Annotated in this window: 16 protein-coding genes and 1 tRNA gene; 4 read left to right on the forward strand and 13 right to left on the reverse strand. The window is 57.0% G+C overall.

The features are described 5' to 3' along the window. Positions 1–123: 123 nt before the first annotated feature. Positions 124–1,308 (forward strand): pyridoxal phosphate-dependent aminotransferase, encoded by a 1,185-nt coding sequence (locus E5Q11_RS05100; protein ID WP_135802281.1) that lies wholly within the window; start codon positions 124–126, stop codon positions 1,306–1,308. Positions 1,309–1,377: 69 nt separating this feature from the next. Then, positions 1,378–1,453, forward strand: a tRNA-Asn gene (locus E5Q11_RS05105). 577 nt (positions 1,454–2,030) lie between these two features. Here E5Q11_RS05105 and pyrF read toward each other — a convergent pair. The 12 genes from pyrF to purU all read right to left on the reverse strand — a co-directional run bounded on the left by pyrF (position 2,031) and on the right by purU (position 16,445). Beyond that, positions 2,031–2,741 carry an orotidine-5'-phosphate decarboxylase gene (gene pyrF, locus E5Q11_RS05110; protein WP_135802282.1) on the reverse strand — a complete coding sequence of 237 codons (711 nt, stop codon included), beginning with the start codon at positions 2,739–2,741 and terminating at the stop codon, positions 2,031–2,033. Between the two features lie 46 nt (positions 2,742–2,787). Further along, positions 2,788–3,957: a lipopolysaccharide assembly protein LapB gene (gene lapB / locus E5Q11_RS05115; RefSeq protein ID WP_135802283.1), complete on the reverse strand. Its 1,170-nt coding sequence runs from the start codon at positions 3,955–3,957 to the stop codon at positions 2,788–2,790. Beyond that, the gene (locus tag E5Q11_RS05120) at positions 3,957–4,259 is read right to left on the reverse strand and encodes a LapA family protein (protein ID WP_135802284.1); all 303 of its coding nucleotides are present in this window, start codon (positions 4,257–4,259) and stop codon (positions 3,957–3,959) included. Before E5Q11_RS05120 ends, lapB begins: the two co-directional genes overlap by 1 nt. Before the next feature lie 74 nt (positions 4,260–4,333). Then, positions 4,334–4,630 (reverse strand): integration host factor subunit beta, encoded by a 297-nt coding sequence (locus tag E5Q11_RS05125; RefSeq protein ID WP_135802285.1) that lies wholly within the window; start codon positions 4,628–4,630, stop codon positions 4,334–4,336. Positions 4,631–4,761: 131 nt separating this feature from the next. After that, positions 4,762–6,456 carry a 30S ribosomal protein S1 gene (gene rpsA / locus E5Q11_RS05130; protein ID WP_135802286.1) on the reverse strand — a complete coding sequence of 565 codons (1,695 nt, stop codon included), beginning with the start codon at positions 6,454–6,456 and terminating at the stop codon, positions 4,762–4,764. 130 nt (positions 6,457–6,586) lie between these two features. Further along, positions 6,587–7,267, reverse strand: a complete 681-nt coding sequence (gene cmk / locus E5Q11_RS05135; protein WP_135802287.1) for a (d)CMP kinase — start codon at positions 7,265–7,267, stop codon at positions 6,587–6,589. Next, positions 7,267–9,495, reverse strand: a complete 2,229-nt coding sequence (locus E5Q11_RS05140; protein ID WP_135802288.1) for a bifunctional prephenate dehydrogenase/3-phosphoshikimate 1-carboxyvinyltransferase — start codon at positions 9,493–9,495, stop codon at positions 7,267–7,269. The genes cmk and E5Q11_RS05140 overlap by 1 nt, the downstream gene beginning before the upstream one ends. Continuing rightward, a complete protein-coding gene (hisC, locus tag E5Q11_RS05145) occupies positions 9,496–10,638 on the reverse strand; it encodes a histidinol-phosphate transaminase (protein WP_135802289.1) in 1,143 nt (380 codons plus the stop codon). It lies immediately after the preceding gene. A 20-nt stretch (positions 10,639–10,658) separates the two neighbouring features. Continuing rightward, complete coding sequence (pheA, locus tag E5Q11_RS05150; protein ID WP_135802290.1) at positions 10,659–11,756, reverse strand: prephenate dehydratase; 1,098 nt, start codon at positions 11,754–11,756, stop codon at positions 10,659–10,661. Positions 11,757–11,758: 2 nt separating this feature from the next. Next, positions 11,759–12,841 (reverse strand): 3-phosphoserine/phosphohydroxythreonine transaminase, encoded by a 1,083-nt coding sequence (gene serC / locus E5Q11_RS05155; protein WP_135802291.1) that lies wholly within the window; start codon positions 12,839–12,841, stop codon positions 11,759–11,761. After that, positions 12,825–15,452: a DNA gyrase subunit A gene (gene gyrA / locus E5Q11_RS05160; RefSeq protein WP_135802292.1), complete on the reverse strand. Its 2,628-nt coding sequence runs from the start codon at positions 15,450–15,452 to the stop codon at positions 12,825–12,827. Before gyrA ends, serC begins: the two co-directional genes overlap by 17 nt. 138 nt (positions 15,453–15,590) lie before the next feature. Further along, positions 15,591–16,445 (reverse strand): formyltetrahydrofolate deformylase, encoded by an 855-nt coding sequence (gene purU, locus E5Q11_RS05165; RefSeq protein ID WP_135802293.1) that lies wholly within the window; start codon positions 16,443–16,445, stop codon positions 15,591–15,593. Positions 16,446–16,565: 120 nt separating this feature from the next. Here purU and ggt point away from each other — a divergent pair, with 120 nt between their 5' ends. Next, positions 16,566–18,329: a gamma-glutamyltransferase gene (ggt, locus tag E5Q11_RS05170; protein WP_135802294.1), complete on the forward strand. Its 1,764-nt coding sequence runs from the start codon at positions 16,566–16,568 to the stop codon at positions 18,327–18,329. Positions 18,330–18,362: 33 nt separating this feature from the next. Further along, positions 18,363–18,611, forward strand: coding sequence for a thiamine-binding protein (locus tag E5Q11_RS05175; protein ID WP_135802295.1), 249 nt, complete (start codon positions 18,363–18,365; stop codon positions 18,609–18,611). A 17-nt stretch (positions 18,612–18,628) separates the two neighbouring features. Here the strand turns inward: E5Q11_RS05175 and E5Q11_RS05180 are convergent, their stop codons facing one another. Continuing rightward, positions 18,629–20,218 (reverse strand): PQQ-dependent sugar dehydrogenase, encoded by a 1,590-nt coding sequence (locus E5Q11_RS05180; RefSeq protein ID WP_135802296.1) that lies wholly within the window; start codon positions 20,216–20,218, stop codon positions 18,629–18,631. Positions 20,219–20,222: the final 4 nt, after the last annotated feature.

Genomic DNA, 20,222 nt, shown 5'->3' on the forward strand with positions numbered 1-20,222 from the left:
GGCATCCTTTGATCTGTCGGTGTGGGGTCTGGCCGGGTGAAAACTGCTGAGAAACTTATCGTCGTAAACCCATCATGGTAACATCTGTCATATTCTTCGCCGCAGCTTTAAGGAGCTCAAAGTTTGGACCTTCAACTATCCAGTCGAGTACAGGCAATCAAGCCCTCCCCAACCCTCGCCGTTACCAACAAGGCTGCAGAACTGCGCGCAGCCGGTCAGGACATCATCGGCCTTGGCGCTGGCGAACCTGATTTCGATACCCCCGACCACATCAAGGAAGCGGCGATTGAGGCCATCAAGGCCGGGCAAACCAAGTACACCGCCGTTGATGGTACGCCGGCACTGAAGAAGGCGATCATCGCCAAGTACAAGCGCGACAACGACCTGGAATACGAGGCCAACCAGATTCTCGTAAGTAGTGGTGGCAAACAGAGCTTTTTCAACCTTGCCCTGGCCACCCTGAACAAGGGCGACGAGGCCATTATTCCCGCACCCTACTGGGTGTCATACCCGGATATGGTGCTGGTGGCAGAGGGCAAGCCGGTGATCATAGAGACCGGTCCTGAAACCCGCTTCAAGATCACCCCGGAACAGCTGGAAAGCGCGATCACTGATCGCACCCGCCTGTTCGTGATCAACAGCCCGTCCAACCCCAGCGGCATGGCCTATACCCTGGAAGAACTCAAGGCCATTGGCGAGGTTCTGAAAAAGCACCCGCAGGTCATGATCGCCACGGATGACATGTACGAGCCCATCCTCTGGACCGGCGCGGCCTTCTGCAACATCCTGAACGCGACACCGGAGCTGTATGACCGGACTTTCGTGCTGAACGGAGTTTCCAAAGCCTACTCCATGACCGGCTGGCGCATCGGCTATGCCGCAGGCCCGGCGAAAATCATTGGCGCCATGAAGAAAATTCAGTCCCAGAGTACGTCTAACCCGTCCTCGATCAGCCAGGCAGCCGCCACCGCCGCCCTGGACGGTCCCCAGGATTGTGTCAAAGAGATGGTCACCGCCTTCAAGGAGCGTCACGATTACCTGGTGAAAGCACTGAATGAACTTCCTGGCGTGGAATGCCTGGTTGGCGACGGTACCTTCTATGTGTTCCCCAGCTTCCAGGGCGCCATCGATGCGGATTCGGCGGTCGGTAATGACGTGGAGTTCGCCGAGAAGCTTCTGAAGGATGCCGGCGTGGCACTGGTGCCAGGTTCCGCATTTGGCTCCCCGGGCCACATGCGGCTGAGCTTTGCAACCAGCATGAAAAACCTGAAAGAAGCGATTTCACGCCTGCAAAAAGCCCTTGGCTAAAATTTGGTGGCAGGGGTTGACGGGGCCGTGGGGTAATCTTAATATACGCGCCTCGTCTGAAGACGACGTTCCCCGATAGCTCAGTTGGTAGAGCAACGGACTGTTAATCCGTTTGTCGCTGGTTCGAGCCCAGCTCGGGGAGCCACTATTCCGAAAAGCCGCTAGTCCACTGGATTGGCGGCTTTTTTTGTTTTGTGTATCTACCTTTAAGCTCCGGCCCCAGCCTGTTAGTCACGGTGTCACGGCGAGGTAGGACCCCCTTCCCAAAAAACGCTCCTTACGGCACATCCATGTGGCGCTTGGGCTCCGCCATCCATGGCTCCGCACATTTTTGGGAAGGGGGTCCTACCCCGCCGGGTTGGTCCATGGAGTTATTGCAGGCGAGATGATTTCGAGGGTATGGGTTGAATACCGTAGAACCGTAGGTCGGATTAGGCGAAGCCGCAATCCGACAAAGCGTTTAACACTCAATGATTGGGCGCAACAGATTCTGTCGGATTACGCTTCGCTAATCCGACCTACACACTACCCTGGAGTACAAGCGATACCCGAGAGGTTCAAACAGGTGTGGTGGGGCCTACCTCACAAAAATGTGCGGAGCCATGGATGGCGGAGCCCAAGCGCACATGGATGTGCTTGTAGCGTTTTTTGTGAGGTAGGCCCCACCACACCAGGGCACCAAAATCACCAGGCTAGGGCCAGACTAAAAGGCCACGCAAAAGTCAGACCGAAACCACCTCACCATGAATAGCCTCCAACGCACCCAACGGGTCAGCAGCCTGCGTAATTGGCCGGCCAATAACCAGGTAGTCAGAACCGGCACGGATCGCATCTGTGGGGGTCATGATGCGTTGCTGGTCGCCTTTGTCGGCGGACAATGGGCGGATACCCGGAGTGATCAGTTTGAAGTCGGCGCCCTGCTCTGCTTTCAGGGTCGGAGCTTCCTGAGCCGAGCAGACGACGCCATCGAGACCGCAGTTGCGGGTCAGGGTTGCCAGGCGGGAGACCTGTGCTTCCGGAGAGCCCTGGATGCCGATGCCGGAAAGGTCCTCTGGGCCCATGCTGGTCAGGACGGTGACAGCAATCAGCAACGGGCGATCCTGTCCGAGAGATTCAAGGCGCTCCCGGCACGCCACCATCATTTTCTCACCGCCGGAAGCGTGCACGTTAACCATCCAGACGCCCAGATCTGCCGCTGCCGCGACGGCCGCGGCGGTGGTATTGGGAATGTCGTGAAATTTCAGGTCCAGAAACACTTCAAAACCGCGGGCATTCAGCGCCCGAACCAGATCGGGGCCGGAGCGGGTGAAGAGTTCCTTGCCGACTTTCAGGCGGCATTTAGTGGGATCAAGCTGATCAACCAGCGCCAGTGCCAATTTATCAGAGGGAAAATCCAGGGCCACGATAATGCGCGGGTTATCAGTCTTCGACACGGGGGTATCCTGCAATCGGTTGCTGTTCAATTAATAAGGCTGGGCGTTATTCGGCTTCCACACCCTGAATCGGGCGCACGGTTTCCCACTGTTTGCAGCTGGGGCACAGCCAGTGCAGCTGCTGACCGGAGAAACCGCAGTTCACGCAGCGATAAACCGGGCGGTTGGCCAGCATCATGTTACCTATCCGGCTGACCAGGCGCTCTTCGTCTGTGGTCATGCCTTTTTCATAACCGGCAAGGGCGACAAGCCGCAACAGGCCTCGCACACTCGGGCGCTGTTCCAGTTCACGGCGCAGCAACTCAATGGCCGCCATCCGGCCCGAACTGCGTTCTACGGCCTCTACCAGTGCCAGCAGCAGACTGGTGCTGGGCCAGGTATCGTAAAGTTTGCCCAGTTTCTTACCCAGCCTGCTTACATCGCCGTGCTCTCTTTCGAGCTTCAACAGGCGATCAACGGCTTCCGGCCCAAAATCAGGGTTCTGGTCAAATACCTTGAGGCTCTGTGTTGCCGCTTCCTTATAGCTGCCCTGCCTGATCAGCAGGCGCATCAGGATGAAAGTCGCCCTTACGCAGGAGCGATCGAAATCCAGCGCTTCTTTTGCAAGTTTCTGGGCCTGCCACCGGTCATCCTGTTTTAGGGCATCTTCTGAAAGCTCACAGGTAATATAGGCGAGCATCTTGAACATGGCCGGATCATGTTCGCCAGTGGTCAGGGTGCGGGCAACCTGAGCCGCTTTGCTCCATTCCTTTTCCTGCTGGTAGAGCTCAATCAACTGGATGGAGGATTTCTTGCCATATTCACGATCCCCCATCAACTGATGCAGCAGCGCCTCAGCGCGATCCAGCAGCCCAGCGTTCAGGTAGTCTACCGCCAGTTCATAGGTCACCTGGTGGGAGTATTTCGGCGGTAGTTCAGGACGTGCAAGCAGGTTCTGGTGAATCAGAATCGCGCGGTCTGTTTCCCCTTTGTGGCGGAAGTGTGCACCGATCGACAGGTGCAGGCCCACCGTGTCCCGGTTCACGGCAAGAGACTGCACAAAGTTCTCTACAGCCTGATCGGAATAGTTGGTGAACAGGAACTGTAACCTGTCTCTGACTGAATCTTCATCCGAGATGGGCACTTTAGAGCGGTCTTTACTGCCACCCATGCGGCCGGCAAACCAACCCGCTGCGACCGCTATAGTGAGCAGCAGCCACTGAAGTACGATATCCATTAAAGCGTCCGGTCGTTCTGGGCTCTTGATTTCTGCAGTGCCTGTTCGGTGCGAGCAAGCTGTTTTTCAAGGTGCCGGCGGGAAACCGATGTGCGTACGGTTGCAAGAAACGTAATCAGCACACCAATCAATGCACCAATCACGAATGCCATGATGATCCACATGGCCACGCCATGAGGCTGGGTCTCAAAGACCAGAAAATTGAGGGAGACCGCCATCTGGTTGTTCAGGGAAAAGACAAGCGCGACCAGGACCAAAAAAAGTACCAGAAGAATAAGAAGGACTTTCTGCAAACCGGCCATAGTCGTGAAGCTCCAATCGGGCCTGAAGGGAGTTCAGGCCCAGGTTAAATACTATCCCTGAAACATCTGTTGTATCAGTAGCCTTTTTTGAGGCTGTCGTTGACCTGTTCCCGCAGCTCCTTGCCCGGCTTGAAATGGGGTACAAACTTGGCAGGAAGCTGAACCGCTTCACCCGTCTTCGGGTTCCGCCCCGTTCTGGCTGCCCTGTGGTGCAAGGAAAAACTGCCAAAGCCGCGAATTTCAATTCTCTGGCCGTCAGCAAGGGACTGGGACATGTGCTCAATGACGGTTTTCACGGCCAATTCCACATCCTTCACTGAAAGCTGCGTCTGCTTCGACGCAATCAGCTCAACCAGTTCAGACTTAGTCATGGGCTATTCTCTCTTCACATTATTGTTGGACAGCCTGTTTTCAGCGCCATGACTACAGTTTAGCCAAACCCAAAAAAAACACAAAAAAAACGGGCTCTTAGAGCCCGTTTTTTTCTAACCAACCGGAAATATTATTCCTTATTGGCATTTTTCTGCTGCATCTGTTCCTTGATCAGGTCACCGATGGTGGTGGCACCTGAACCGGTTTCTGCAGCCTTCGCACGAACGCCTTCAATCGCCTGCTTGTCGTCTTCAACATCTTTCGACTTGACGGACAGGTTGATCACGCGGTTCTTGCGGTCAATACTGATGATCTTCGCTTCAACTTCGTCGCCTTCGTTCAGGGCGTTACGCGCGTCTTCTACACGGTCACGGCTGATTTCGGACGCCTTCAGTACGGCCTCAACTTCGTCATTCAGGGTAATGGTTGCTGCTTTCGCGTCGATTGCAGAAACAGTGCCCTTGACGATGGAGCCCTTGTCGTTCAGCTGAACAAACTCGGCGAACGGATCGCTTTCCAGCTGCTTGATACCCAGGGAGATACGCTCACGCTCGGGATCAACAGACAGGATGACGGTTTCGACTTCATCGCCCTTCTTGTATTCGCGAACGGCTTCTTCGCCAGTTTCGTTCCAGCTGATGTCTGACAGATGAACCAGACCATCAATACCGCCGTCGAGGCCGATGAAGATACCAAAGTCAGTGATCGACTTGATCTTGCCGGAAATGCGGTCGCCCTTGTTGAAACGGCCGGAGAAGTCTTCCCATGGGTTGGATACACACTGCTTGATACCCAGGGAAATACGACGACGCTCTTCGTCGATATCCAGAATCATCACGCCCACTTCGTCGCCAACCTGAACGACTTTGGACGGATGGATGTTCTTGTTGGTCCAGTCCATTTCGGAAACGTGAACCAGGCCTTCAACACCCTCTTCCAGCTCGGCAAAACAGCCGTAGTCTGTCAGGTTGGTTACGCGTGCAGTAACCTTGGTGCCTTCCGGGTAACGACCCTTGATGTCGACCCATGGATCTTCGCCCAGCTGCTTCAGACCCAGTGATACGCGGTTACGCTCACGATCAAACTTCAGAACTTTAACGCTGATCTCGTCGCCCACATTGACAATTTCGCTTGGATGCTTGATGCGCTTCCAGGCCATATCGGTAATGTGCAGCAGGCCGTCAACACCGCCCAGATCTACGAACGCGCCGTAGTCGGTCAGGTTCTTGACGATACCCTTGATTTCCATACCCTCGGTCAGGGTTTCCAGCAGAGCTTCGCGCTCAGCGCTGTTTTCAGCTTCCAGAACGGCGCGGCGGGAAACAACCACGTTGTTACGCTTCTGGTCCAGCTTGATAACCTTGAATTCGAGTTCCTTGTTCTCCAGGTGCGCGGTGTCGCGAACCGGACGAACATCTACCAGAGAGCCGGGCAGGAAGGCACGGATACCAGCCAGGTCGACAGTGAAACCGCCTTTGACCTTGCCATTGATAACACCCTTAACCACTTCCTCTGCTTCGAAGGACTTCTCAAGAACCTTCCAGGCCTCGGCGCGCTTGGCTTTTTCGCGAGACAGACGGGTCTCACCGAAGCCATCTTCAACAGCGTCGAGAGCTACATCGACGGTGTCGCCGATTTTGATTTCCAACTCGCCTTTTTCATTGAGAAACTGGGAGGCGGGGATAACGCCTTCGGACTTCAGTCCGGCGTTAACGGTGACCCAGTCGTTATCAACATCTACAACGGTTCCCTGGACGATGGAACCCGGCTGCATGTCAATTTCTTTTAGGCTTTCTTCAAAAAGATCCGCAAAGCTCTCGCTCATTATATGTCCTATGTGATCAACGCAAGTTTCTCCGCATTACCAGCGATACGGTCTGTGAGTTTTGATCCGGATTCAGCCAGTGGCTGGCCGATAACGCCAAATCCGGAATTTCAACAACAAAAAGGTGTAGTCAGGCCTGGCCTGCTGCGGCCATACACCTGTCCAACACCTCTTCTATGCTTAAACCTGTGGAGTCAATGACTTGCGCATCGTCAGCAGGCTTAAGCGGGGCGGCTGAACGGTTCATATCCCGTTCGTCACGCACCCGTATCTCCTTCAAAAGGGCGTCAATGTTAACATCGACCCCCGCGTCCTTCAACTGGCTATAACGCCGCTGAGCGCGTTCTTCAGCGCTGGCCGTCAGAAATATTTTCACGGGCGCATCCGGGAACACTACCGTGCCCATATCGCGGCCGTCTGCCACCAGGCCCGGCGCAACCCTGAAATCCCGCTGGCGCTGCAAAAGCGCATCACGAACCGACTGAATCACCGCCACTTTCGAAGCGTTATCGCCACAGGATTCCGTGCGGATCTCGCCAGTCACATCGTCCCCACCCAGGAGCACTTTTACCGGCTCGCCGGGGGGTGTCGGCTCAAACGCCACGTCCAGGCTGGCGGCAACCCGGATCAACTCCGCTTCATCGTCGAGCGCTACGCCCTGACGGGTGGCGGCTAGTGCCGTGAGTCGGTAGAGCGCTCCGCTGTCCAAAAGGTGCCAGCCCAGTTTTTTCGCCAGCATCTGGGTAACGGTGCCCTTGCCGGAACCGCCGGGGCCATCAACGGTGATGACCGGAACACCCGACTCTCCCATTACTCCTCTCCTTCTGCGTCGATTCTGATGCCAGTCCTGCGCGCCAGTTCGACAAAATCCGGGAATGAGGTGGCCACATTGGCGCAGTCGTTGACTTCAATAACGTCAGTCGCTCGCAATGAAGCAACTGAGAACGCCATGGCAATACGGTGGTCGCCATGACTGTTCACTACGCCACCCTGCATCTGCTGGCCGCCGTCAATCACGATACCGTCCGGCGTCACCGTGGTTTCGACGCCCACTGCTTTGAGACCGTCTGCCATCACCTGGATGCGGTCGCTTTCTTTGACCCGTAGCTCTTCTGCACCGCGCAACACGGTCCGGCCTCTGGCGCAGACGGCGGCGATGAAAAGCACCGGAAATTCATCAATGGCCAGCGGCACCTGATCTTCCGGGATATCGATTCCGGAAAGCTCCGCCGAACGAACCCGCAGATCAGCCACTGGCTCCCCACCAATCACGCGCTCATCCAGAACTTCAATATTTGCGCCCATCGACCTCAGGATGTTGATAACGCCTATGCGGGTCGGGTTCATTCCCACGTGCCTGATCGTCAGATCAGACTCCGGCGCAATACTCGCGGCTACCAGGAAAAATGCCGCTGACGATATATCCGCCGGAACATCGATGGCAGCAGCGGTCAACTGGCCGCCACCAGCAACGCTGGATGTCGCTGCGTCCCGGTGAACATGATAGCCGAAGCCTTCCAGCATTCTTTCGGTGTGATCACGGGTTGGCGCCGGCTCGGTCACGGACGTCAGACCTTTGGCATACAGCCCCGCCAGCAACAGGCAGGATTTGACCTGGGCACTGGCCACCGGCATGTCGTAATGAATTCCCGTCAGAGTCTGGCCGCCACGAATTTTAAGCGGCGGCCTGCCACCCTCCCCGGTTTCAATCACCGCGCCCATGGCGCGCAGCGGATCCGCAACACGCCCCATTGGTCGCTTGGTCAGGCTGTCGTCGCCGGTCAGCTCGGAATCAAAATTCTGAGCTGCCAGCAAACCTGAAAACAGTCGCATGGCAGTGCCGGAGTTGCCCAGATAAAGCGGGCCGCGTGGTGCCTGAAGCCCATGAATGCCGACGCCGTGAATTTTCACGTAGCCGGCATCCGGCCCCTCAATCGTCACGCCCATATCCCGGAAAGCCTGGAGTGTGGCAAGGCTGTCCTCTCCTTCGAGGAATCCTTTGACCTCAGTCACGCCATTGGCAAGCGCGCCCAGCATAATGGATCGGTGGGATATGGATTTATCACCCGGCACACGGATGTCACCGTTAACACAACCACCGGGCTGAAGCCGGAAAGTTACCTGTTTCTGAGGATTTTTTGTCACGTAGGCCTGCCCTGAAAGCATTTTTGAAAAGTGTTCCCGTGCCGCTTTTGCACGGCTGAAAACCTGAAGTAGAGTTGCACTGTCCTGATCGGCGATGGCGGTTCGCAGCCGGTCAAGGTCATGGCTGAAATGGTCGATGACCCGCAGTACCGCCTCCCGGTTGGACAGAAATATGTCGTGCCACATCACCGGGTCACTGGCGGCGATTCGGGTGAAATCCCGGAAGCCACCGGCGGCGTAGCGGAAAATATCAAGATTCTCGTCTTCCCCCGCCAGCGTATCCACCAGTGAGAAAGCAATCAGATGTGGAAGATGACTGGTAGCGGCCAGCACTTCATCGTGATAGGCCACTGACATGGTCAGCACGGTGGCACCGCAGCCTTCCCAGAGAGATTTAAGGCGAGCAACATCGCTGTTATCGACAGCGTCTGCGGGGGTCAGGATGACTTTATGATTCCTGAACAGCTCCCGGTTGGCGGCCCGAATACCGCTCTTTTCGGAGCCGGCAATGGGGTGACCGGGAATCACGTTGGCGGGCAGGCTACCGAAAACCGCTTTTACATCTTCGACAAAACTGGTTTTCGTACTGCCCACGTCAGTCAGTATGGCGTTTTCACCAAACCAGGGCCGGAGTTCTTCCAGAACGGCCCGGGTTGCCTTGACCGGTACCGCCAGCACAACCAGATCCGCGCCTTGGACCGCGTCCTGAACCGAAGCGGCAACTTCATCAATAATGCCCAGTTGCTTTCCAAGATCGGCCTCTTCCCGGCGTTTATCTGCACCCACCACTGTCTGCGCCAGACCGTTGCTGCGAATCGCAGCGGCGAGAGAGCCGCCAATCAGCCCGAGGCCGATAATGGCAACACGTTTGAATAGGGGCCGGGCGTCAGACATTCAGACTTCTGCCTTATTCGCGGCTTCCGCGGTGGCTGCAAGAATGGCTGTTCCCAGGGCGGCAATAAAACGCTCATTCTCTTCCGGCAGGCCGATGGACACCCGCAGGTGTCGTGGCAGTCCGTAACCGCCAATCGGCCGCACAATCACGCCCTGCTCAAGAAGCGACTGATTGATCTGCGATGCATACTCTCCGACTTCCACACTGATAAAGTTGCCGGAGGAAGGAATATAGGCCAGCTTCATGTCGTCAAAGGCCGCTACCAATTGGGCCATGCCTTTAGCATTCACGTCACAGGAGCGGCGGAGATAATCTTCGTCGCCCAGAACGGCCGTTGCCGCTGCCATTGCGATAGAATCCACATTAAAAGGTTGACGTACCCTGTTAAGAATATTCGCGATTTCCGGCGAACTCACGCTGTACCCGACCCGCAATGCGGCAAGCCCCCAGGCCTTGGAAAAGGTACGGGTAACAATAAGGTTCGGGTAACGCCCCAGTAACGACAGGCCATCTACGTCATCACCGCCCTGCAGGTATTCGCAGTAGGCTTCGTCCAGTACTACCAGCACCCGCTCCGGAATCCGCTCAAGAAATGACTCAATAGCAGCGGCTCCGTGGACGGTTCCGGTGGGATTGTTCGGGTTAGCGACAAACACCAGCTTCGCGCCTTCCGTGACGGCATCTGCCATGGCCTGCAAGTCGTGGCCGTATTCTCTGGCGGGAACCGACACGCCCTTAGCACCAATAGCCTGTGTCACCAGGGGATAGACGGCGAAAGCATACTGGGAATAGACGACCTCATCACCGGGAGCTGCAAAACAGCGGGTAATCACTTCCAGCACATCGTTGGAGCCGTTGCCCAGGGTGATCTGCTCCGGGCGTATACCATAACGATCAGACAGCGCCTGCTTGAGATCAAAACCGTTGCCGTCGGGGTAGCGGCAAAGATCCGCCAGGGCTTTCTCAATGGCAGACAGTGCCTTCGGGCTGGGGCCAAGAGGGTTTTCGTTGCTGGCCAGTTTGACAATGGATGCTGGGTCGAGGCCGAATTCCCGGGCCAGTTCGTCGATGGGTTTGCCTGGCTGGTAAGGCGACAGCGCCTGAACACCCTTTACCGCAAGGCTTTCAAATTCTGTCTGCATTGGTCGACCTCTTTCAGCTTTTACAAAACCCCGATTGGATAGGACCCAAGGCGCTTCAGTTCCACCGCCTCTTCATCAATTTCTGCCAGAACCTGCTTCACCTGCTCGTCTTCGTAGTGCCCTTCAAAATCGATGTAGAACACGTAAGCCCAGGTGCCACTGGGCGAGGGCCGGGTTTCGATACGGGTCAGGCTCAGGCCATGTTTGTGGAAGGGTTCAAGCAGTTGGTAAAGCGCCCCGGGCTTGTTACGCATGGATACCAGGATGGAAGATTTGTCGTGGCCGCTGGCCGGCACTTCTTCCCGCCCGATAATCAGAAAGCGCGTGGTGTTGTCCGGACGATCCTCAATGCTGGATGCAAGCATGTCGAGGCCGTAGAGCTCCGCCGCCATATCGCCTGCGATGGCCGCCGAGCCCGGTTCCTGGGCAGCCCTCCGCGCCGCTTCCGCATTACTGCTGACGGTGATCCGCTCGATGCCGTGGCGATGGGTATCCAGCCACTGCCGACACTGGGCAAAAGACTGCTGGTGCGAGTAGATACGCTCAATTTCCTGGCTCTGGTGCTTCGGCGACACCAGAAGATGGTGATGAATACGTAACTGCACTTCGCCACAGATTTTCAGATGTGAGGACATGAACATATCGAGGGTATGATTGATCATGCCCTCAGTGGAATTTTCGACCGGCACCACACCATAGTGGGCAGCACCGGATTCGACCTCACGGAAAACCGCATCAATGGCGGGCAATGGCACACTGACCACCGAATGGCCAAAATGCTTCAGCGCGGCAGCCTGGGTAAAGGTGCCAAGCGGCCCCAGAAACGCAATATGCATGGGTTTTTCAAGCGCCAGACACGCCGACATGATCTCACGAAACAGCCGGGCCATTTCTTCACCGGACAGGGGCCCCGGGTTGTTGTCCTTGATCTTGCGCAGCACCTGAGCTTCACGTTCAGGGCGATAGAAAAACACATCCTTTCCGTGATTGGCTTCCATCTTGACCCGGGCCACTTCCTGGGCGCACTCAGCTCGCTGACTGATGCGTTCCAGAATTTCCTGATCCAGCCGGTCGATTTTTTCTCTCAACTGGCCCAGACGGGCCTGCTCATCACTCATGATCAGCCACGCTCCCGGGCAAATTCCGCCATATAGTCGATGAGGGCATCGACACCGGCTTCCGGCATGGCGTTATAGAGGCTGGCACGCATACCGCCAACCGACCGATGACCTTTCAGATTCAGCAGACCGCGGGCATTGGCCCCGGCCAGAAAATCATTATTCAGGGAATCCTCTGCCAGGGTGAAAGGCACGTTCATCCAGGAACGGAAGCGTGGCGCAATCGGGTTGGCGTAGAAATCACTGTCATCAATAAAATTATAGAGTTTGCTGGCCTTGCGCTGGTTCAACTGCCCAATGGCCTCAACGCCGCCCTGGGCTTTCAGCCATTTGAACACCAGCCCTGCCAGATACCAGGAATAGGTCGCCGGGGTGTTGTACATGGAGCCGTTATCCGCGATTACCTGATAGTTCATCATGGTAGGCGTCTCCCGGCGGGCATGACCCAACAGGTCTTTGCGGATAATCACCGTCACCAGCCCGGAAGGCCCGATATTTTTCTGCGCGCCGGCGTAGATCAGTCCGAATTTCGAGACATCAACCGGCCGGGACAGCATGGTGGACGACATATCTGCCACCAGTGGAACCGGGCCGCTATCCGGCACGAAATCAAACTCAAGGCCGCCAATGGTTTCATTCGGGGTGTAGTGCAGGTAGGACGCCTCTACTGAACAGTCCCACTGGGACTGGTCCGGCACTGTGGTAAAGCCACCCTCTTCGCTGCTGGCAACCACGTTGACCTTGCCATATCGACTGGCTTCGGCAATGGCTTTTTTGGACCAGATGCCGGTGTTGACGTAGTCCGCCGACCCATCGGCAGCCATCAGGTTCAGGGGAATGGTGGCGAACTGGCTGGACGCGCCGCCCTGCATGAACAACACGGCATAGTCATCCGACACGCCTGCCAGCTCTCGCAGATCCCGCTCGGCGGTTTCTGCAATACTCACAAACTCGTCGCTGCGATGGCTCATTTCCATCACCGACATGCCGCTGCCCTGCCAGTCCAGCATTTCATCCCGCGCCTGCCGGAGCACTTCTTCCGGCAGGGTGGCGGGGCCAGCACAGAAGTTATACGCCCTGGTCATTGTCTTCACCATTTAAATCATCAGCGTCGCCCGCGACGCCTGCTTCACCCTCAACAATGTCCAGGTCGACCTCTTCGGCATCGGTCTCGGCGATACGTTCAACGCCAACCAAGCGCTCGTCTTCCTGGCTCAGTTTGATCAGGCGGACACCCTGGGTGTTCCGGCTCAGAACCGATACCTCGTCGGTGCGGGTACGTACCAATGTGCCCTTGTCCGAGATCAGCATCATTTCGTCGCCTTCGAACAGCTGCAACGCCGTGACCAGGTTGCCGTTACGCTCGGAACACTGCATGGCGATAACGCCCTGGCTGCCGCGACTGTAGGACGGGAATTCGTCGAAGGTGGTGCGCTTGCCGTAGCCGTTTTCACTGGCGGTCAGCAGCACGGCGCCTTCCTGCGGAATGATCAGCGATACCACGTGATGATCGCCCTGCATCTTGATGCCGCGCACACCCCGTGCCGTCCGGCTCATCGGGCGCACCGCTTCCTCATTGAAGCGTACAGCCTTACCGGCGCTGGAGAACAGCATGACTTCCGCATCGCCCTTGGTGATGGCCGCACCGATCAGGGTGTCGCCTTCATCCAGGTTCAGGGCAATCAGGCCGCTGCTGCGCGGGCGCGAGAAGTTCGGCAGCGGGGTTTTCTTGACCACACCGGCTGATGTCGCCATCAGCACAAACTGGTCTTCCGGATAATCACGAACCGGCAGGAAGGTGGTGATACGCTCACCCTCTTCCAACGGCAGGATATTCACCATCGGGCGGCCGCGTGAGGCGCGGCTGGCACGGGGAATCTCGAACACACGCAGCCAGTAGACCTTGCCACGGTTGGAGAAACACAGAATGGTGTCGTGGGAGTTGGCGACCAGCAACTTCTCGACAAAATCCTCATCTTTCATGGACGTTGCCGCCTTACCGCGACCACCACGGCGCTGGGCCTGATAATCTTCTACAGCCTGGGTCTTGGCGTAGCCACCGTGGGAGATGGTGACCACCAGGTCTTCTTCATCAATCAGGTCGGCAATCGTCAGGTCACGCTTGGAACTGGTGATTTCAGTGCGGCGTTCGTCGCCGAATTCAGTCACAACGGCTTCCAGCTCTTCGCGAATCACCTGCATCAGACGGTCCGGGTTGCCGAGGATATCCAGAAGATCGGCGATCTTTTCCAGAATTTCCTTGTATTCGTTCTGCAGCTTCTCGGTTTCAAGACCGGTCAGGCGGTGCAGACGCAGGTCCAGAATAGCCTGAGCCTGTTCCGGCGACAGATGGTAAAGACCGTTACGCAGACCAAAGATTTCCGGCAGATCGTCCGGGCGGCAGGCGTCTTCGCCGGCACGTTCCAGCATCGCCATGACATCACCCGGCTCCCAGCCCTGGGCCATCAATTTTTCTTTGGCTTCGGCCGCGGCCGGTGAGGATTTGATCAGGGCAATGATTTCGTCGATGTTGGCCAGGGCAACCGTCAGACCTTCCAGAATGTGGCCACGCTCGCGGGCTTTACGCAGTTCGTAAATGGTGCGGCGGGTAACCACTTCCCGACGGTGCCGGACAAAGGCATCCAGCATTTCTTTAAGATTCAGAATCTTGGGCTCGCCGTTGATCAGGGCGACCATGTTGATGCCGAATACGTTCTGCAGCTGAGTCTGGGCAAACAGGTTGTTAATCACAACGTCCGGGTTCTCACCGCGACGCAGCTCGATCACTACCCGGATACCTTCCTTGTTGGACTCGTCCCGCAGTTCGGAAATGCCTTCAAGGCGCTTCTCCTTGACCAGCTCGGCAATCTTCTCGATCAGGCGGGCCTTGTTGAGCTGATACGGCAGCTCGGTAATGATGATGGCGTCGCGATTGGTCTTGTCGTCGTGCTCAATCTCGTGGCGGGCACGAATGTAAATGCGCCCTCGCCCGGTGCGGTATGCCTCAACAATACCGGCACGGCCGTTGATGATGCCCTCGGTCGGGAAATCCGGGCCCGGGATGTGCTCCATCAGGTCGTCGATGGTCATGTCCGGGTTATCAATCAGCGCCAGGCAGCCGTTGACGATTTCAGTCAGGTTATGGGGCGGGATGTTGGTGGCCATGCCCACCGCAATGCCTGAGGAACCGTTAACCAGCAGATTGGGAATCCGCGTTGGCAGCACATCGGGAATCTGCTCAGTGCCGTCGTAGTTGGGTACGTAATCAACGGTTTCCTTGTCCAGATCCGCCAGCAGCGAGTGGGCAATCTTCTCCATGCGGATTTCGGTGTAACGCATGGCGGCGGCATTATCGCCGTCGATGGAACCAAAGTTGCCCTGACCGTCAACCAGTGGGTATCTCAGGGAGAACGGCTGGGCCATGCGAACGATGGTGTCGTAAACCGCAGAGTCACCGTGGGGGTGATATTTACCGATAACGTCACCCACCACACGGGCGGACTTCTTGTAGGCCTTGTTCCAGTCATTATTGAGTTCGGACATGGCAAACAGTACGCGGCGGTGAACCGGTTTGAGGCCGTCCCGTACATCCGGAAGTGCCCGGCCGACGATGACGCTCATGGCGTAATCGAGGTAGGACTGCTTCAGCTCATCTTCAATATTTACCGGCAGGATCTCTTTGGCTAACTCACCCATCGAGAAAGGTTCCTTTGCATTTGCTGGAAGTCGTTTCAGGGCCGTTCAGCAGGCCCCATAGTTATTCTTTAACAAACCGCCAATACTACCACATTCAATCCCTTAGCGGGCCATGTGGGCAGCCTGGTCAGTCAAAAGTCAGTCGAAAACGACTGTCTTGTTTTCATAGGTGATCACACGGTCTTCAATGTGAGCCCTCAGCCCGCGGGACAGCACGCTTTTCTCCACATCCTTACCCAGACGAACCATATCCTCGATGGAATCGCTGTGACTGATTCGGATCACGTCCTGCTCGATAATGGGGCCCTCGTCCAGGTCCTGGGTCACGTAGTGACAGGTAGCACCGATCAGTTTCACGCCACGGCTATAGGCCTGATGATAGGGTCGGGCGCCGGCGAAGGACGGCAGGAAGCTGTGATGAATATTGATAATCTTGCCGGAGTATTTGTCGCAGACGCTGGCGGGCAGAATTTGCATGTACCGGGCCAGAACCACCACGTCTGTCTCATAATGTTCGATCAACTGGTCAATCTCGCCGAAGGCTTCTTCGCGGTTGTCTTTGCTCACCGGCAGGTAGTGGTAAGGAATGTCGTGCCACTCCACCATACGGCGAAGGTCTTCATGGTTGGAGATCACGGCCACGATTTCGGCATTGATCTCCCCGCTGTGCCAGCGATGGAGCAGGTCCGCCACGCAATGGGATTCCTTGCTGCACATGAGCACGACTTTTTTGGGCTTTGCTGAATCTGCAACGTGCCAGTCCATGCTGAATTCCCGGGCGATCGGCTCAAACGCTGCGCGAAACTGGTCCAGACCAAACGGAATCGAACTGGCCTTGATCTCGTGCCGCATGAAAAACTGACCGCTATGGGTGTCAGCGTGATGACTCGCCTCAGTAATCCAGCCATTATAGGTCGACAGAAAATTACTGACCTTGGCCACGATTCCAACCCGGTCCGGGCATGAAATCACAAGACGATAGGTGTGCTCCATGGAAAGCCTTTCCTTACTCTGTATCTTGGGGAGCGGGCACCTGAACAGGCACCCTTAAAATCGACCGGCTATCATAGCCTATCTGAGCACCAGAAACGAGGCAGAATGAGGCACAACCACATGGACAGACGCCACCCAAGGGTCACACCGAGAAAAGCGCTGACAGGCCGCTCAAAGGCGGCGAAATTCATTGCCGGCACCGTTCTGCTAATCAGTTCTGCGCTTGCGGGGGCGCAGGCGATCCTCGAGGGCGAACGCTTCCACCCGGTCACCAGCAATCAGGGCATGGTGGTGACCAGTCACACCCTGGCCACGGAAGTCGCCCTTGAAGTTCTAAAAGACGGCGGCAATGCCATTGATGCCGCTGTAACTGCCGGATTCGCCCTGGCCGTGACCCAGCCCCGTTCCGGCAATATCGGCGGCGGTGGCTTTATGCTATACGCACCCGGGGACGGCGGCGAAGTGGAAGCCATTGATTACCGGGAAAAAGCCCCGGCTGCTGCCACCGAAACCATGTTCCAGGATGACAGTGGCGAAGTGGTGCAGAATCGCAGCCGGTTCACTCACAAGGCAGCCGGCGTACCGGGTACTGTGGCCGGGCTGGCGATGGCGCTGGAGCGACACGGCACCCTGACGCTTGAACAGGCCCTTGGCCCTGCCATCAAACTGGCCCGTGACGGCTTTGTCGTACCTTCCCGTTTCACCGAAGGGTTGGAGCAGGCCCGTGACCGCCTGACCCGATGGCCTGCCACTCTGGACACCTTCTATAAAGAGGACGGCTCCGCCTGGCAGCCCGGCGAACGCTTTGTTCAGCCGGACCTGGCCAACACCCTGGAACGCATCGCCAATCGGGGTATCCGGGATTTTTACGAGGGTGAAACAGCGGAACTGATCGTTGCCGAGATGCAGCGCAATGACGGACTGATCACCCTGGACGACCTGCGCAACTATCAACCGGCGGTCCGTGAGCCCATCCATGGCACCTATCGTGACCACGACATCTACTCCATGTCGCCGCCCTCCTCCGGCGGCACTCACATTGTCCAGATCCTGAATATTCTTGAAGGCTATGATATGGCGGCGATGGGACACAACTCCGCCGCCGCGATTCATCATATGGCGGAAGCCATGAAGCTGGCTTACGCCGACCGGGCAAATTTCCTGGGTGATACGGATTTTGTGGACGTACCGCTGACAGGCCTGACCAGTAAAGATTACGCAGAAGAGCTACGCGGTGGCATCAATTCAAGACGCGCGCGGCCATCTGCAAAAATTCAGGAAGGCACCCCCGGGGCTTATGAGAGCCCGGAAACCACCCACTTTTCCATTGTGGACCGCTGGGGCAATGCGGTTTCCAATACCTACACCATCAATTTCAGTTACGGCTCCGGCATCACCGTTGCTGGCGCCGGCTTTCTGCTGAACAACGAGATGGACGATTTTTCCGCCAAACCCGGCGAGCCCAATGCCTACGGACTGATCGGCGGCGAAGCCAATAAAATTGCCCCGGAAAAACGCATGCTCAGCTCCATGTCCCCCACCATTGTTCGCCGCAACGGGCAGAACTATCTGGTGACGGGCAGCCCCGGCGGCTCACGGATCATCACCACAACCTTGCAGGTACTGATGAATGTGATTGACCATGGTATGAACATTCAGTCAGCCGTCAGCGTGCCCAGAATTCATCACCAGTGGCTACCGGATGAGATCCGGATTGAACAGGGCATCAGCCCGGACACGGTCCAGAAACTCGAGTCCATGGGCCATAAGGTAATTCCGGGGAGCGCCATGGGGGCCATCCAGAGCATACTGATCAACGACGAAGGCACTCGCCATGGCGGCGCAGACCCCAGGCGCAGCACGTCATCCGCGATGGGTTATTAGTAAACGGGTTATTGATGTTTGGAGGGAGGCACCATGTATCTTTCAGTACAGCTCAGCTGCTATCCACTGGCCGATGATTACAAGCCACCGATTCTTGCGCTGATCGAACGCCTGGAAAAAAGCGGCCTGGAGGTCTACCCCGGCCGCATGAGTACGGAAATGTTCGGCGAATACGATGAAGTCATGAAGGTGCTTTCAGACACCATGAAGTGGTCTTTCGAGACCTACGGCAAAGCGGTGTTCGTGGCCAAGATCATGGAAGGCGATCGTCGGCCACGATAACCGGCTCGGGCCGCTTTTTACTCCGGCGTTATTTTCAGAAGGCGACCATTGTCGCTGTCAGTTAACAGATAAATGGCACCATCCGGGCCGGTGCGAACGTCCCGGATGCGCTCGCCGATTTCCTCGAACAGAACGCCCTGTTCCGTTGCCTGACCGTTCTCGAGGCTGACACGGTGAACCTTCTGCGTCACCAATCCGCCCACCAGCAAGTCGCCTTGCCATTGGGGGAACAGGTCGCCGTTGTACACCGCCATGCCGGAAGGCGCGATGGACGGCGTCCAGTGCAGCAGCGGTGGCTCAATGCCTTCACGCTCGGTAAAAGGCGTGACGCGCGCGCCGGTATAATCCAGCCCGTGGGTAGTAATCGGCCAGCCATAATTGCCACCCGGTTTAATGGCGTTGATTTCGTCGCCACCCCTGGGGCCATGTTCGTGGGCAATCAGCAGTTCCCGCTCGCTGTCGTATACCAGTCCCTGCACATTGCGGTGACCGTAGCTGTAGATCTCGCCCTGGTACTGGTCGCTGCCGGCATAGGGATTGTCTTCCGGCACACTGCCATCCGGATTAAGCCGAACGATACTTCCGATATGGTTTTCCCGCCGTTGGGCCTGTTCCCGGTAATCAAAACCGTCCCCGAGAGTCATGATCAGAGTGCTATCTGGAAGCCACGCCAGGCGGCCGCCGTAATGGGCATTCCCCTCTTTGGCAGGCTCAACCCGGAAAATCTCAGTAACGTTTTCCAGGCCCCGGCCATTATCGCCTAGCTCTCCCCTGGCCAGACAGGCGTGATTAGCCTGGCTGGTGCCGCAGGCGTAGCTCAGATAGACCATTCGGCTCTGCTCGAAATCGCGAGCGGGCAGAACGTCGAACAAGCCGGCCTGGGCAGAGGCAAACACCTCCGGCAAACCCTCCAGCGGGTCCGGCTGCAGTTCACCGTCGGCATTCAGCATCCGCAATCTGCCCGGCCGTTCGGTCACCAGCATTCGACCTTCCGGGAGAAAGGCCAGCGACCAGGGATGCTCCAGACCGTCGGCCAGGGTTTCTATCTGATAGCCGGAATGCTCATCCGCCAAGGCCTCTGGCTGCGGCAAAGCCAGGCCGCCCGCTAGCAGAAGTGCCATGGCAGGCATTGCTGAAAGCCCGCCGCCACGGCGAACCAGTCCGGTCACCAACGCCGCAAACAGCCAGCCAGCGACTGCCGCTGCTATCAGCATAGTGACTAGCCCTCCCGCTTCCCGCGTCGCGGCGATCAGCGTGGGCATGGGCGCCAGTGTGTTCACCAGCTCCAGGGTCACCCAAAGCCCCACGGCAGCAGCAAGCGGATACAGCACTAGTCGGCTGACCAGACCCGTTCGCCTGACCACAAATGCAGCAACGGCCTGGGAAAACAGAAAGCTGGCCCCAAACAGAATGGCGTAAATCGGCGCAAAGTTGGCCAGGTCCTTCATGCTAGTTTCCAGCCGGGTGCCCAGCCCAATGTCCACCCCCAAAGCTTCAAGTGCCTGAAGGTTAAACTGGGTCTGCACCAGGCTGCCGAGTACCGAGCCCGCCACAAGCGCAACGATGAAAGCCAGACTCACCTTCCACCAGGTCACAGGTGCTGCCATGGTT

Source organism: Marinobacter confluentis (genome assembly GCF_004785685.1).
GTDB classification, from domain to species: Bacteria; Pseudomonadota; Gammaproteobacteria; order Pseudomonadales; family Oleiphilaceae; genus Marinobacter; species Marinobacter confluentis.

What these genes read in the sequence shown, in the direction of transcription:
- lapB (WP_135802283.1), bottom strand. Translation starts at nt 3,957, where the DNA reads ATGGATATCGTACTTCAGTGGCTGCTGCTCACTATAGCGGTCGCAGCG.
- E5Q11_RS05120 (WP_135802284.1), bottom strand. Translation starts at nt 4,259, where the DNA reads ATGGCCGGTTTGCAGAAAGTCCTTCTTATTCTTCTGGTACTTTTTTTG.
- E5Q11_RS05125 (WP_135802285.1), bottom strand. Translation starts at nt 4,630, where the DNA reads ATGACTAAGTCTGAACTGGTTGAGCTGATTGCGTCGAAGCAGACGCAG.
- rpsA (WP_135802286.1), bottom strand. Translation starts at nt 6,456, where the DNA reads ATGAGCGAGAGCTTTGCGGATCTTTTTGAAGAAAGCCTAAAAGAAATT.
- cmk (WP_135802287.1), bottom strand. Translation starts at nt 7,267, where the DNA reads ATGGGAGAGTCGGGTGTTCCGGTCATCACCGTTGATGGCCCCGGCGGT.
- E5Q11_RS05140 (WP_135802288.1), bottom strand. Translation starts at nt 9,495, where the DNA reads ATGTCTGACGCCCGGCCCCTATTCAAACGTGTTGCCATTATCGGCCTC.
- hisC (WP_135802289.1), bottom strand. Translation starts at nt 10,638, where the DNA reads ATGCAGACAGAATTTGAAAGCCTTGCGGTAAAGGGTGTTCAGGCGCTG.
- pheA (WP_135802290.1), bottom strand. Translation starts at nt 11,756, where the DNA reads ATGAGTGATGAGCAGGCCCGTCTGGGCCAGTTGAGAGAAAAAATCGAC.
- serC (WP_135802291.1), bottom strand. Translation starts at nt 12,841, where the DNA reads ATGACCAGGGCGTATAACTTCTGTGCTGGCCCCGCCACCCTGCCGGAA.
- gyrA (WP_135802292.1), bottom strand. Translation starts at nt 15,452, where the DNA reads ATGGGTGAGTTAGCCAAAGAGATCCTGCCGGTAAATATTGAAGATGAG.
- purU (WP_135802293.1), bottom strand. Translation starts at nt 16,445, where the DNA reads ATGGAGCACACCTATCGTCTTGTGATTTCATGCCCGGACCGGGTTGGA.
- ggt (WP_135802294.1), top strand. Translation starts at nt 16,566, where the DNA reads ATGGACAGACGCCACCCAAGGGTCACACCGAGAAAAGCGCTGACAGGC.
- E5Q11_RS05175 (WP_135802295.1), top strand. Translation starts at nt 18,363, where the DNA reads ATGTATCTTTCAGTACAGCTCAGCTGCTATCCACTGGCCGATGATTAC.
- E5Q11_RS05180 (WP_135802296.1), bottom strand. Translation starts at nt 20,218, where the DNA reads ATGGCAGCACCTGTGACCTGGTGGAAGGTGAGTCTGGCTTTCATCGTT.